Raw genomic sequence first — 13,445 nt, 5'->3', positions numbered from 1 at the left:
AGCCTTAGGAACGTAGGATCGTGGAGGACATGGAAAGCAGCGCCGTCTAGGCAAGTAGTGGCTTCGCACAGCGTCGCAGTTCGAATCCATGGGAGACGCTCGACTGATGGCACGCGGGGAGTACTGACAATATGCGATGCATTTTTTGCAAGGAGACTTCGGACCGCTCGAGCAGCGTCGAGCATGTCATTCCGGAGTCTCTCGGAAATTCGAAGGCTGTGCTTCCGCGAGGCGTCGTTTGCGACGGCTGCAACAACTATTTCGCGAGGAAGATCGAACAACCGCTTCTCGCGGAGCCGTTTTTCAGCGATCTTCGCGGACGACAGCGCGTGGAGAGTAAGAAAGGGCACATACCGCGGTCAGGGATGGTAGTCGCTGACCTGACGGATGGGCTGCGACGCCCAGGGACGATGCAGATGCCGCCTCCCCGCCACAAGGTTCGCATTCCCCAATTGGATGTAACTCCCGACATTTTTCAGCGGGTGATAGACAATCCGCGATCAATCCGCATCGTACCGCGGCTCGAAGAGTTGCAGAATAGGACCCTCATGAGTAGACTGCTGGCGAAGATCGCGTTGGGTATGCTGACGGGTCGCGTAATGGTTAGGGACTCTTGGGAGACGTTTATCATCGACAACGTTGAGTTCGATCCCATTCGCAACTGGGCGCGGCGCGGCTCCGGCGGCAACTGGGAGTACGGTGAGCGGACGATCTACGGTGAGAACCAGCCGTTTTTTTCGCTCGTATCGAATGCACAGCAGCTCGTCTGGGAATGGACGCCGCTCTTGATTTGGCTGGCGCCCGAAAAGGCATCGGTGTATTCAGTGCTGTGTCTATTCGGCACGGAGTATGCGATCGGTTATGCCGATCCAGACATAGCTGGGTACAAACTATGGCTCGAAAAACGCGGGGGCCGCAGCCCGCTTTATGACCCGTTCGTGGTGAAACAACAAAGCTTTTTTGCAAAAAGGGAGCCCGGCCAAAGTTCGCCTGAGATGGGCTTCGCAAACTACAACCTTCTTAGCGACCTCGAGGGCTAGGCACCCCGACGCAAGAGACATCTCCCACACCACACCCGGCCCTCGCTACTCGACATAAATACGGACGCTTCCGCGCCGATTCATTGGATGACGAGAGAGGCGATTCTGGCCTGGACATCAGCAGCCTCATCCGACCTTACAATAAATAGTGGGATGCGTAGTTCTCGCGCATACTGCTCGGCCAGCTTCATTGCCTTTTGTTGCTCTGCGGCAAGCCATTCTTTCGAGCGAAAGGCTCGCATACGGCTCGCATCGTTCGCCTTTCGTCGCTCAATTTCGGCCGCCTCTTCGTGCACGAAGACCATGGCATCAAGTTCGAGGCGACGGATGACATCGTAAGGAATTTCTACGATTGCGGAATCGGTATCGATGAGAAGATGTCCGTCGAAGAACACTGCATCGCATTCGGTTCTCATCCGCCAAGTTGATAGGCCACGGACGATGATCTCCTGATTGCTTAGGATGCCGCCCTCCGTGCAAACCCGAAGCGCGTCGCGGGCGACGTCAGTGAGGCGTTCCTGGAGGAGCGTGCCCGCGGAAATCCCGAGCCAGCTCGGCTGTTTCGCGATGAGCACGTTGATGAACGTGGTCTTGCCGACGCCGGAGATTCAATACGCCGATCGTCTTCATGCGTATCCGAGGTTCTCGTGAACGCCCAGCTGCGCATACGCGGTCTTGTCGACTGTCCGGATGCTCTGCGGCACCCCTTTGATCGCGCCGGTGGCATTGAGAAGCCCCAGCGGAATTGGATCGTCGAGGTGACCGATGAGCAGAAAGTCGAGGACCTTGACGGGTGAGCCTTTGATCATGTCCATCTGCTCGTCGGCGCTATACACGGATCGGCGGCCCGTAGCGCGCAGCAAGTCTTCCGCGCCGTAGATCTCGCGGTAGTTCTCGACGATACCGACGGTTCGGACAGCTCCAGAGCCGATTTCGTTGCCGGACATGTAGAAAAGCAGAACGTCGCCTGCATTAACATTACGCATCTGCGCCTTGCAGAGGTACACCTTGCGAATGGTGTTACCAGGCGTTCGTTCCGCGCCGCCCTGATGGTGCCCGGGAAGCAAAAGCGGCTCCGGCGCGTTTTCTGGAAAGAGCACCCGATACCACCGCGGTTGGATCGGGACGCAAAGCACCTTCACCTTGTTATCCTCACGGAAGCAAGGATATTGCGCGTAGTCGTCGCCGAGCGGAACGCCGACGGCGCGAACTGGCCCGCGATACATCTGCTTTTCGTAAAGTGTTTCGCCCGTGCTCTTCTTGGTGCCCGTTTCCTTGAAGCCATACTGAACGAGCAGGTCGGCAAGCACTTCCTGCTGTTCCTTGAATGCGGTCAGGTAAACGAGGTCATATCGGTTGCGTTGCGCGTACCACAAGATTTGCTTGAGAAGATGCTCCCCGAACTTCTCGCCGCGGTACTCTTCCTTGACCTTGAACGTCGATACTTTCAGGATCTTGTCGCCCGGCAACGTTGCATCGGTTTCGGCACGCGATTCGTTGTCCTTGCGGATGACGATTCCCGCCGTCGCGCCGTCGACTTCGAGACACCAGCAAGCGCGCTGCGGATTTCGGTCTATCCATTCGTCGAACTCGGGGTAACCGTCGCGAAGCGTGTCGAAGATGGGGTCGCTTCTGTCGAGCTGATAGCACTTTTTCTCGACGATGTGCTGAAGCGGCACCGCCGCCGGCTCGAACGTGCGCGTAAGCCAATCGACCGCGTCGCGTACGCGCAGGACGCGGTCCTGGAAACCAGCGTTTCTCGCTCGACGATGCAGGCCGAGATCCTCCGTAACGAGGAAATCGACGACCTTTCGATCGAGCGCATTTAGCATCTGGACATCGACGCGGTCGTGATCGTTCGCCGCCTTGCCGAAGCGGCTCTCGAGCACAAGTTCGGGAGGCATCGGTACGTTGGAGATCCGGGGAAACTTGGCGATCTTCGATAACGTGACATCTCGACGCGCTGCATCCTTATCGCGTCTGATATCTTCTTCGGAGGCCTCGTGAACGTAAAGTGTCACGCCACTTTCCTGGGCGCGCCGCACCATCTCCGAGAACTTGGCCTGGACAGGCTTGTCGTCTTCGAGTTGAATGATGACGTTCGTATCAATGAGGAACGACCGCCCCTGCGCCACGCTATCCGATCAACACGCGGTACTCGATCCCGGCATACCGATACGATTGGGGTGCGCGAAACCCGAACCGCTCGCGAAGGTACGTTATCGAGGCAGATTTCTTGAAACGTCGCGGATCGCGGAGCGCGATGACGTATCCGTGTGTGAGTCCGTCGAAGTATGCGTCGAACTCCGTCCTTGAGACGGAGGCCGCGCCGGCGTACTGGTTCCAGATGTCTTCTAGTCGGAGACGTCGGACGTCAGCGATGATCGCATAGCCGAGCATTGCTTTCGTCGGCCCCGACGAATAGATGAACGCGCGAGCCCCGATCGGCGCCTCGTTAGCGAAGCGACGACGCAGCTCAACCGTCTTCACGCCCTCCATGATGCGGTCGGCGTATTTCGGTTTGATACTGAAGATCACGTCACGATCCGATAGGTCTAGCACTAGCTGTACTCCTCTGTCAGTCTGCACGCGCTACGCCTTTGGCCTTCGCAATGGCGCACTGTCCAATCGCCCCTTTACGTCCTCGTACTTTTGGACAGCGAGCAGATCGTCCAAAGCGGCGTTCACAATGGCACTTACCGACGTGTCGTGCCGCTGCGCCAGGTCGCGGAGTTCGCCACGCCGCGTAGGTGTAACGCTCACGCATATCGGGACGAAGCCACTGGACTCAGCGCCCTTACGCATTTGTTATTAGTTATCAGTTATTAGCAGTTTTAGCAAGCGCGGGGATCCCCACGTGTGTACGGACCCGCCTGCGTTAAAAGGAGTACCCTTTCAATGCTTAGCTGCTCCCGCCACGCTTCCCAAAGACTTTGGTGGCCCGTCGGCGAGGAACCACCTTATCCGCGAGAAGTCTGAGCGGAGCCACGGATGGCGAGAGCTCAGAGGAAACTAGTAGCCTTTCGCACGAGGCGAAAAGGCGCGCGTCCCCGGCCGGTGAGGGGGTACCGCAGCCAAAGCCAACCAAAAAACCCGCAACAATGGCGATGCCGCTCTTCGAAGGTCCGTTCAGCCTCCGCGACCCCTCCGAGCGGATCTCGTTTGGGGCGACCGCCGTTCTGGCGCTTCCGGCCGCCCTGCTCATCGGCTACGTTTTGCACGAATCGATCGGCGCGTCGCAAGTCGCGCTCTTCATCGTGGTGGCGATGGTGTACGTGACCTTGGCCCGCGGACGGCTTCTGGGCTCGAGCGTTCGCGTGCACGAAGCCCAGTATCCGCGCGTTTTTTCGATCGTCAAAGATGCGTGCGCGGCGCTCGAGATTCCGATGCCGCTGATCTTCGTGCGAGAAGACAGCTTCGTACCGGTGGCCGCTCTGGGCTTCGGGGAACCGTACTCGCTGGTGTGCTCGAGCCACTGGATCGAAGTCTTCGAAGACGACGAGCTGGCGTTCGCGATCGGTCGCGAGCTCGGGCATATCGCCGCGGGACACACGCGGTTTCTCTCGCTGCTCAGCGTCAACGGCAACGAAAACCCCATCGTCTCGCTGATTTTCGGCGGCTGGCTGCGCCGCTGCACCATGACCTGCGACAAGGTCGGTTTGTTGTGCTGCGGCTCGCTCGACGCGGCGATACGCGCGATGGGTGTGAGCGCGTTTCACGAGTTCGCGCGCAAAGTCGACTTCGACGTCTTCGCGCAGCAGCAAGCGGAAATCGAATCGGATACGATCTTCCGTTGGGGTGTCTGGCTCGGCAGCGAACCGTACGCCACCACCCGGATCGCGTCGCTGCGCGCGTTCATGACCACGCCCGCGTACGAGTCCGCGCGGGGATGGTTTTTACGCGAGCGCGGCGAGGAGCCGCCCGCCATCGCGGCGCCGGGAACGACCACCGTCGTCGAGCGCGACTGCGCGGGCTGGTGGCGCCGCTTTGCGGCGTACGCCATCGACGCGATCGTCGTCAGCGCGCTCATTACGTCATTCGGCGGAAACGTCGCGCCGGTGCGAGTCACTACCACAACCGACGATTCAGACGTCGCCTCGGTTTCGCCGGGACACGTCAATATCAACATCCCCGGCGGCGAAACGATCCACATCAACGGAAGAGATCGCAAGGGAAAAAGTGCGGTGACGATCACGACGCCGGCACCGACCGCCCAACCGACGGCTACCGCGTCGCCCACGCCCACGGCGACGCCGTTCCGCGTCGGGCCGTTCTCGATTGACGAAGCCAATGGTCTGATGCTCGAGGGAGTTCCGCTCAGCAGCGAGGGAGTCGCGCGCTGGCTCAACGGCTTGGGATTCTACTTCTGGTTTCCGATTTATCTCGGCGTACTCGTCGCTATCGCCGGACAGTCGTTCGGCATGATGATTACGGGATTGCGTGTGGTGACCACGGACTTTCACAAGCCTCGCGTGGCGCAAACCATCGTGCGCTATCTGATGGTGGGATTCCTATGGTGGCTCATCATCGCGGTGAGCCTGTTCAAACGGCGCGTGCTTTTACACGACCGGTGGACCAAGACGCGGTTGGTGAAAGTCGAGCGCGTCGTCGCTCGCGCGACGGGAACGAACTAAGACCCGATCCCGATCTTCTTGATGTGCGGATCGGCGCGCAGCACCGCAAAGCGCGGATCGCTCGCCATTTCGGCACGCGTGAACTCGTGCGGCGCGCGGCTGAGCAGCGACAGGGCGGTCGCGCGTTCGCCGATACCCGCCAGGGCCAGCGCAAGATCGTCGGGTGCAACCTCCTTGGGATTCGCTTGCGCGATGGCCAACTCGGCGCGCGCCGCGGCGATGCGATTCGACCGCGCGAAGAGCCCCGCCATGAGCGCCGCCGCTTGAGCGCGGCAGTCCGAACAGCTGCGAGCAAACTCGCGGTACGCCCCGAGCGCGCGCTCCTGGTCGCCGAGCGCTTCGTACGACAAGCCCAGCGTCTGCAAGACGTCGTGTCGCTGCGGCGAGAGGTCGAGCGTCTCGCGCGCGTAGGCGATCGCATCGTCGTAGCGATGTTCGTGATAGGCCGCACTGCTCAGCCATGCCGTAGTGGCGACCGAAAGCGGATCGAGATCGGCGGCCGTTCGCAGCTGATAATACGCGTCGTTGAAGCGGCCGCGTTCCAACAGCGCGACGCCATACCATTCGTGGGCCGGCCCGCTGCCCGGATCGAGCGCGATCGCGCGCTCGAGCTCGTCGAGCGCGTTTGCCATCTGCGCGTTCGACGCGTACCTCATCGAGCCGATCATGCCGAGCACGGCATAGGCTTCGCCCGAACTGGGATCGATCGCGAGCGCCTTACGCGCGTACGCTTGTGCGCGGGCGAAATACGTCTTCGGCGCGGCGGTGCCGTATTCGTAATCCGCCATCAGCGCGTTGGCCGACGCCAGCGCGGCGTAGCCGCGCGAGTTGTGCGGATCCGTATCGACGACGCGCGTGAAGTACTGCAAGCTTTTCCGCATGCCGTCGGGCGTGCGCATATTCCAGTAATAGCGGCCGATTTCGTATAAGCGCGCGCCGTCGGGCGACAGCGCGGTATGGGTCGTAGCGCTATGCGGCGCCAGCGCACCCGTAAAGAGCGCAGCCAAAAACGCGACGGCGATGCTCGCGGCTGCGGCAAGTCCCCAGAACGGGCGGCGGCGACGCGCCGCGACCGGTTCGGCCAGCGGCACGTGTTCGCGTCGAACGACGTCGCGCGTGAAGCGATAGCCGCGGCGCGGTATCGTTTCGATGGCGTCGGTATCCCAGCGAGCGCGCAGCGTCTTGCGCAGGACGTAGACGTTCTGCGCGAGGTTAGCCTCGTCGACATAGCCTTCGGGCCAAATGCGATCCAGCAGCGCGCTCTTGGTGAGCACTTCGCCGGGGTGCTCGACGAGGGCGAGCAGGGTCTCGACGACTTTCGGTCCGAGCGCGACCGGTTCGCCGCGATCGAGCAACAGCAGGCGCTCGGAGTCGAGCACAAATGGTCCGAATTCGTAGACGCTCATCACGCGCTCCATAAATCTTTGATGGGTTTCTGAGGACGTCGCCCCCAGATGCGAGTGACGCTGATATATCGATGAAACCTTTCGGTCTCGTCCTCGCGACGCTTCTGTGGGTGGCGTTCTCCGCTACCCCTGTATACGCCGTTGTGGAGCCAAAGTTTTCGTTTCCGATGGCCCGCGCACCTCATCCCTTGCCGCTCGATCCGTCGCTGAGCGATCCGGCATGGGCGGCCGGGCAGGTGCCTAACGGCAACGGCCCGTGGGAGAACGTCACCACCCGGTCGCCGGCGCAGCACGAGACCACCGCGTACGTCCTGTACGACGACCGCAATCTCTACGTCGCGTTCAAGGCGGCCCAGCGAGGGACGCCGATCACGGCCACGCAGTCGACCAACGATAACGGCTTCGGGATCGATGATTTCGTGGGTATCGGCATCGCGACGGGCGGCGGCGGAAGCGATGCCTACTACTTCGAGACGACCCCGCGCGGGGTTCGTTACGAACAGGCCAACGAGAACGTCCGGTACCGTCCTCGCTGGCAGGCCGTCGCTAAGATCGCCGACGGGAGTTGGAACGCCGTTATGGTCGTTCCGCTGTCCGCGCTGAAAATTGGTGGGTCACAAACCTGGCACATCCAGTTCGTCCGCGCGGTCGCCGCGCGTGGCGAGCACTTCGTGTGGGGCTTCAGCGGCATCATGCAGGATGCGCCGGCCGGCAACTGGCCGCAGTTCATCGACACGCGCTTTTGGCCGTCGGCGACCGGCATCAAGCTTGCCGGCCAGCGGGGTCACGGCCGCGCGGACGTCTACGGCCTAGAAAGCATCGGCGGCGAGCGCAACCTCTTCCAACAAGCCGACGGCCAGTTTTTGCCGATGAAGGTCCGCAACTACGGGATCGACGTGAGTTATCCGCTGACCCCGACGATCAACTTCGTCGGTACGGCCAACCCGGATTTCTCCAACGTCGAGATCGACCAGCAGACGATCGTACCGCAAGAGTTCCAGCGCCAGCTCGTCGAGTACCGCCCCTTCTTCGCGCAGGGCGCGAGCTTCATCAACGCGTCTTCCGGCTCGCGGACGCCCAGCGGCGGCATCACGACCGCACCGAATCTCATTTTCTATTCGCCGAACATCGGTCCGTTCGACTGGGGCGCGAAGACCGAAGGCACCTTCGGGCAGCAGAGTTTCGGCGTTCTCGCGTTTCGCGGGTTCGATCAGACGACCGGAAATACGTTTTCCGACGAAGCGTACGGCTACGAGCACGCGATGCCCGACGGTACGTTCTATTATTGGAGCGACGGCGTCCTGGCACACCACAGCATCTCGGGCGACGACGATACGGTCGAGGTCGGCGCGCAAGGGCGCAACTATCACAACGGACTCGTGTGGTTCGTCGATCACGCGTTCGAGGACGGCAGCTGGGTACCGCAGGGACACGCCGATTTTTCGCAGGCGAGTCTCGACATTCACCGGCCGAACTGGGAAATTTTCACCAGCTATATGGACACGGCGCCGAACTACGATCCGATCGACGGTTACACGCCCATCTCCGACGTTCGCGGCCCGATGGCGTTCCTCAACTTCGTCGGATCGACGCCGGGCATCAAGAACTGGAGTTGGTTCACGGGCGCCGATCGCTTTATCGATCAGACCGGTGAGGTCCATCAAGCCGACACGCAATCGTTTCTCAACGTCGTCTTCAAGAATAACTTCTCGATAGACGGTGCCGGTATCGCCGTCGGCCAGCTCCGTCAATACGGAATTCCGTCCGGTCCGGACTGTACGGGCCCGATCGTTTACCAATCGACTTTCACCGGCTATCCGTGTTACCGCGACGGGGTGACGCAGCCGTACAACTTTTATCAGATACCGATCGGCTACGGCGACGGCACGCCGTCGCCCGTCGACGCAAACTACACGTGGGGGCCCTTCGGCGGGGATTACGTGCACCTGTTCACGCTGTCGACGGCTCGCCCGGTCGCTCGCATCGTGACCTTGGGTTTAAACTACGACGGCACTTACGAACGCTCGCAGTCGACCGGCGTGCTCGACTCGCAGTGGCTGCGCAGCGTCTCGGTTGCCGTCAACCTCAGCGACGAAAGTACGTTTACCGTCGCGTTACGCGATATTAACGGCTATGGGGGCTTCGCGACGCAAGTCGGCAACAATCTGGCCGTCGCGTTTCACGAGCGCTTCCGCGGCGGCAACGAGCTCTACGTCAATTACGGCAGTCCCGCTGCCGGCGCGACCGTCGACCGGCTGATCGTCAAGTATATTTTCCACGCCGGCGCCGACGCCGGAACGTGAAACAAACGTCATCGAGTTCCCGTAGGTGCGGGTGTACGATGAGTACGGAAGGACACTTGAGATGAACGCCCCTCGGAAAAAAGTCGCAACCTCGAAGGAAGAAGCCCCGGTACTCTCCTTCACGCGCGTGATAGAAGCCGCACCTCGCCTCACGGGATTCACGGGCTGGGGCCCGACTCGCTGGAACTAAGCTAAATACGGCTCGTGCGGCACTACCGGCGCGAGGATACGGTCCATCTCCGCGAAGATTGCGGGATCCACGTCCAAGTCCGCCGCCGCCACGTTTTCCTCGACCTGCGCCACCTTTGTAGCACCGACGATCGCACTGGTTACCTCGGGCTGACGCAGACACCACGCTAGCGCGAGCTGGCTTTGCGAACAACCGGCACGCGCCGCCAACGGCGCAAGCGACCGTACCGCATCGAGCACCGGCTGCGTGAAGTAATCCTCCATCATCTCCTTGTACGCGCTCGACGCGCGCGATCCCGACGGCGGCCGCGACGCGTCGGTATACTTCCCGCTGAGAATGCCCATCGCCAGCGGCGACCACACGACGTTACCGATGCCGTACCGGCGGCACACCGGCAACACGCGCTCTTCGATGCGCCGCCACAGCGCGCTATACTGCGGCTGATTGCCGATCGGCGCAGACCAGCCGCGCGAGGTACAGAGCGTTACCGCCGCGGCGATTTGATCCGCGTTCCACTCCGAAACACCCCAATAGAGAATCTTCCCGGCCCTAACCAAATCGTTCATCGCCCCGCACGTCTCTTCGAGCGGCGTCGTCACGTCGTACCGGTGACATTGATAGAGATCCACGTAGTCGACTCGCAAGCGCGCGAGAGAGCGGTCGATTTGGTCGCGAATGTGCTTACGCGACAGACCGCGCTGATTGGCGCCCTCGCCGATCGAAAAGTACACTTTCGTCGCCAAGACGAGCTCGCCGCGTTCCAGCTCCGCGACGATCGGTCCGAGCGTCTCCTCGGCGGCACCGCTTGCGTAGACGTTCGCCGTGTCGATAAAGTTGACGCCGAGTTCCCACGCGCGCAGAATGCACGCGCGCGCGGTTTCGCGCTCCACCGTGTTTCCGTACGTCAGCCACGAGCCGAGCCCGATGGTCGACAGCTTGAGACCGGAGTGTCCTAAAGATCGATATCGCATCGTTATTGCTCCGAAGGAACGTAGACGCGCAGCGCCTTGGGAAGAACCTGGAAGGTCGCGGGCGTCTCGCCGGCGGGTTCTCCGTCGGCGCTGATGTGGTGACGATGGCGCGTGTGCACGTGGAACGCCGTCGAACGGTAGGTTCGCAATCCGGGAGCGTCCTGCCATTGTCCGCTCAAGACCGCGCGCGCGACCGAGAGCGCCTCGCGCGCGTTGTCGATCTCGATCGAATAGACGTCGAGCCATCCGTCGTCGATGGCGGCGTCCGCCACGCTAAAGACGCCGCCGAACCGGTGGCTATTCGCTACCGTCAGCTGCACGGTCTTGAAGCGCTCGGTCCTTCCGTCGAAGGAAAGCGCCACGTTCATCGGCCGCACGTAACGAAACGCCTGTAACGCCGTCGCAATGACGGCCAGCGTTCCGAAGCGCCGCTTTTCTTGCGGAGTCTGGAGCCGAGCGATTCGGCTGGAGACACCGATGCTGGCCTCGCTGGCGTAATACACGCCGTTGACGCGCGCGACGTCGATGGTACGCGTGTGACCGGCGCGGATCGTCGCGCACGCCCCCGCGACGTCGAACGGAATCTTCAGCGTCCGCGCCAGATCGTTGAACGTTCCCAACGGCACGACACCGATCGGAACGTTCAGTTCGATCGCGCGCGCCATCGCACGCGTGAGCGTTCCGTCGCCGCCGGCCGAGATAACGCAGTCGACTTTCGCGCTTTGGCCCACTGCGCCGTCGATCGTCTCGACACCGCAGCTCCGCAAATCTGCGCGCAGCGCAGGCGCCATCTCACGGCCCCGGCGCGATTGCGGATTGAGCAGTAACAGCGCGCGCATCGCAGGTACCTGCCGCGCGGTGCGCGCACAACCCTTTATGGTCCGACCGCACAACCCGATGCCCGAATCGCGCTACGAAGTGCTCGCGCTCTTTACCGGCGCGATGATCGGCGCATCGCTGTTCGTCATGGCGACCGGAGCGCTCATGCCATTCTTCGAGACCGCGTTCCACTTGGGCCAAACTCAGCTCGGGCTCGTGCTCTCGGTGCAGATGGCGGGCTCGCTGCTCATGACTGCGGTCGCGGGAATGCTGACCGACCGCTTCGGCGACAAAGCGGTCGTGTTGTGGAGCGGTCTCTTCATGGGCGTCGCGCTGTTGGCGGCGTCGGCCGTACACGACTTCGGTTGGCTGCTCGTCTGGCTGCTGATGTACGGGATTGGTTTTGCGGCGGTCACGCCGTCGGGAAGCCACGCGATCGTCTACTTCTTCAAAAAGGAAGAGCGCGGGCTCGCCATGGGGATTCGCCAATGCGGCGTTCCGATCGCCGGCGTTATCGGATCGATCGTGCTTCCGGCGATCGCGCTGCATTTCGATTATCAGTGGACGCTCGCAGCTGCCGGAATCGCGACGATCGTTGCCTGCGGCGTCGCCTCGCTGCTCTATCGCGAGCCCGTCGAGCTGGAAGGCGAGCCCGTCTCCGCACGCAACATGTTCGCCGAAATGGTGGTCATGGCGCGCGACGCGCGCCTGATTCTGATGACGCTCGTTTCGATGGTACTCGTCTGCTCGCAGCTTGCGGTGATGGCCTTTCTCACGCTCACGATCGTTCACGAAGCGAATGCCCCACTGGCGGTAGCGATCGGCATGTTCACGATTTCGCAGCTTGCGGCGATCGGCGGACGCGTGTTCTGGGGATGGTCGAGCGATAGAATTTTCGGCGGCAAACGCGCGCTGCCGCTGGCAACCGTCTGCGTCGTCACCGCGGTGCTCGCGATACTGTTCTCTTTCATGACGCCGTCGACGCCGCTTTGGCTGATCGGGGTCGTCTGCGCGGCGCTCGGATTCGCCGCCGAAGGATGGTTCGGCGTCGCAGTGCTCGGATTCGCGGAAATCGGCGGCGAGGAGCATTGCGGCAGCGCGCTCGGCGTCGCGCTGACGTGGGTCTTCTTCGCGGCGTTCGTCGCGCCGACGCTCTTCGGAGCGATAGCCGAAGTCTACGGCTTTCCGTTCGCGTGGCGCGGTCTGGGCATACTGCAGCTCGCCGGAATTCCGCCCGCGCTGATGGCGGCGGCCTTCATGGCGCGCTTCGCTTCGACGGTGAAATCGTCGTGAGCTACCGTTTCTCGCGCGCGCTCGCGCGCACGCCCGGAACGTCGTTTGCACAGGGCCTGACCTCTGCGACGCTCGGTGCCCCCGATCTCGCGACGACGCTGGCGCAGCATCGCGCCTACTGCGCGGCTCTGCGCGACGCCGGCGTCGACGTGACCGTGCTCGATGCCGACGACGCATTTCCCGATTCGACGTTCGTGGAAGATACGGCGATCGTCGCGCACGGCCGCGCGATCGTCACGCGTCCGGGCGCGCAAAGCCGCGCCGGTGAAACGACCGTCATTCGGGCGGCGCTCGCCGGACGTTTCGACGGCATCGCTTCGATCGTACCGCCGGGAACGGTCGACGGCGGCGACGTCTGCGAAAGCGACGACCGCGCTTTTGTCGGCATCTCGCATCGCACGAATGGCAACGGTGCCGAACAGCTCGCGAGGTGGCTAAGCGAATCGGGCCTCGAGACGATCTGCGTGGATATTCGCGACCTCGACTTCATTCTGCACCTCAAGAGCGGCATGTCGTACCTTGGCGACGGAATCTACGTGGTCGACGAAGCGCTGCGCTCGCGGGTGCCGCTCGACCGTGCCGACGTCATCGTTCCTTCTGCCGGCGAGGCCTATGCCGCCAACTGCGTGCGCGTCAACGACGTCGTTCTGCTGCCGGCCGGATTTCCGCAACTGCAATCGGCGATCGAACAGCGCGGACTGCGGGTCGTTACCCTCGACGTATCGGAATACCAAAAAATGGACGGCGGTTTAAGCTGCTTGTCGATCCGTTTTTAGAAAGCCCAACGTT

The 13,445-nt window shown here is 62.0% G+C and carries 11 protein-coding genes; 5 read left to right on the top strand and 6 right to left on the bottom strand.

What is annotated here, in order from left to right:
• Positions 1-548: 548 nt before the first annotated feature.
• Positions 549-1,040, top strand: coding sequence for a hypothetical protein (locus VGG89_05665; protein ID HEY1976005.1), 492 nt, complete (start codon positions 549-551; stop codon positions 1,038-1,040).
• Positions 1,041-1,120: 80 nt separating this feature from the next.
• On the opposite strand, the gene VGG89_05660 is transcribed toward VGG89_05665, so the two are convergent.
• Genes VGG89_05660 through VGG89_05650 form a run of 3 tightly spaced genes read right to left on the bottom strand, consistent with a single transcriptional unit; the run spans position 1,121 to position 3,602 of the window.
• On the bottom strand, positions 1,121-1,648 hold the full coding sequence (locus tag VGG89_05660; protein HEY1976004.1) for an AAA family ATPase: 528 nt from the start codon (positions 1,646-1,648) through the stop codon (positions 1,121-1,123).
• Between the two features lie 18 nt (positions 1,649-1,666).
• Entirely contained in the window at positions 1,667-3,175 is a 1,509-nt protein-coding gene (locus VGG89_05655; GenBank protein ID HEY1976003.1) for a GNAT family N-acetyltransferase, read from the bottom strand.
• Between the two features lies 1 nt (position 3,176).
• On the bottom strand, positions 3,177-3,602 hold the full coding sequence (locus tag VGG89_05650) for an ASCH domain-containing protein (GenBank protein HEY1976002.1): 426 nt from the start codon (positions 3,600-3,602) through the stop codon (positions 3,177-3,179).
• A 539-nt stretch (positions 3,603-4,141) separates the two neighbouring features.
• On the opposite strand from VGG89_05650, the gene VGG89_05645 reads away from it, so the two are divergent.
• Positions 4,142-5,674, top strand: coding sequence for an RDD family protein (locus VGG89_05645; GenBank protein HEY1976001.1), 1,533 nt, complete (start codon positions 4,142-4,144; stop codon positions 5,672-5,674).
• Here VGG89_05645 and VGG89_05640 read toward each other — a convergent pair.
• The gene (locus VGG89_05640) at positions 5,671-7,080 is read right to left on the bottom strand and encodes a winged helix-turn-helix domain-containing protein (protein ID HEY1976000.1); all 1,410 of its coding nucleotides are present in this window, start codon (positions 7,078-7,080) and stop codon (positions 5,671-5,673) included. The genes VGG89_05645 and VGG89_05640 overlap by 4 nt on opposite strands.
• 167 nt (positions 7,081-7,247) lie before the next feature.
• Here VGG89_05640 and VGG89_05635 point away from each other — a divergent pair, with 167 nt between their 5' ends.
• The gene (locus VGG89_05635) at positions 7,248-9,383 is read left to right on the top strand and encodes a hypothetical protein (GenBank protein ID HEY1975999.1); all 2,136 of its coding nucleotides are present in this window, start codon (positions 7,248-7,250) and stop codon (positions 9,381-9,383) included.
• 186 nt (positions 9,384-9,569) lie between these two features.
• On the opposite strand, the gene VGG89_05630 is transcribed toward VGG89_05635, so the two are convergent.
• Both VGG89_05630 and VGG89_05625 read right to left on the bottom strand, forming a co-directional pair.
• Positions 9,570-10,544: an aldo/keto reductase family protein gene (locus tag VGG89_05630; GenBank protein HEY1975998.1), complete on the bottom strand. Its 975-nt coding sequence runs from the start codon at positions 10,542-10,544 to the stop codon at positions 9,570-9,572.
• Positions 10,545-10,546: 2 nt separating this feature from the next.
• Positions 10,547-11,383: a YegS/Rv2252/BmrU family lipid kinase gene (locus VGG89_05625; GenBank protein HEY1975997.1), complete on the bottom strand. Its 837-nt coding sequence runs from the start codon at positions 11,381-11,383 to the stop codon at positions 10,547-10,549.
• A 58-nt stretch (positions 11,384-11,441) separates the two neighbouring features.
• Here VGG89_05625 and VGG89_05620 point away from each other — a divergent pair, with 58 nt between their 5' ends.
• Positions 11,442-12,656: an MFS transporter gene (locus tag VGG89_05620; GenBank protein ID HEY1975996.1), complete on the top strand. Its 1,215-nt coding sequence runs from the start codon at positions 11,442-11,444 to the stop codon at positions 12,654-12,656.
• Positions 12,653-13,432 carry an arginine deiminase family protein gene (locus VGG89_05615; protein ID HEY1975995.1) on the top strand — a complete coding sequence of 260 codons (780 nt, stop codon included), beginning with the start codon at positions 12,653-12,655 and terminating at the stop codon, positions 13,430-13,432. The genes VGG89_05620 and VGG89_05615 overlap by 4 nt, the downstream gene beginning before the upstream one ends.
• Positions 13,433-13,445: the final 13 nt, after the last annotated feature.

The sequence above is a fragment of the Candidatus Baltobacteraceae bacterium genome (assembly GCA_036488875.1).
GTDB lineage: Bacteria > Vulcanimicrobiota > Vulcanimicrobiia > Vulcanimicrobiales > Vulcanimicrobiaceae > JAFAHZ01.
The sequence above is the reverse complement of the archived record's forward strand: the minus strand, read 5'-3'. Positions and strand labels throughout refer to the sequence as shown.

What these genes read in the sequence shown, in the direction of transcription:
- VGG89_05630 (HEY1975998.1), bottom strand. Translation starts at nt 10,544, where the DNA reads ATGCGATATCGATCTTTAGGACACTCCGGTCTCAAGCTGTCGACCATC.
- VGG89_05635 (HEY1975999.1), top strand. Translation starts at nt 7,248, where the DNA reads ATGGCCCGCGCACCTCATCCCTTGCCGCTCGATCCGTCGCTGAGCGAT.
- VGG89_05645 (HEY1976001.1), top strand. Translation starts at nt 4,142, where the DNA reads ATGGCGATGCCGCTCTTCGAAGGTCCGTTCAGCCTCCGCGACCCCTCC.
- VGG89_05640 (HEY1976000.1), bottom strand. Translation starts at nt 7,080, where the DNA reads ATGAGCGTCTACGAATTCGGACCATTTGTGCTCGACTCCGAGCGCCTG.
- VGG89_05625 (HEY1975997.1), bottom strand. Translation starts at nt 11,383, where the DNA reads ATGCGCGCGCTGTTACTGCTCAATCCGCAATCGCGCCGGGGCCGTGAG.
- VGG89_05620 (HEY1975996.1), top strand. Translation starts at nt 11,442, where the DNA reads ATGCCCGAATCGCGCTACGAAGTGCTCGCGCTCTTTACCGGCGCGATG.
- VGG89_05665 (HEY1976005.1), top strand. Translation starts at nt 549, where the DNA reads ATGAGTAGACTGCTGGCGAAGATCGCGTTGGGTATGCTGACGGGTCGC.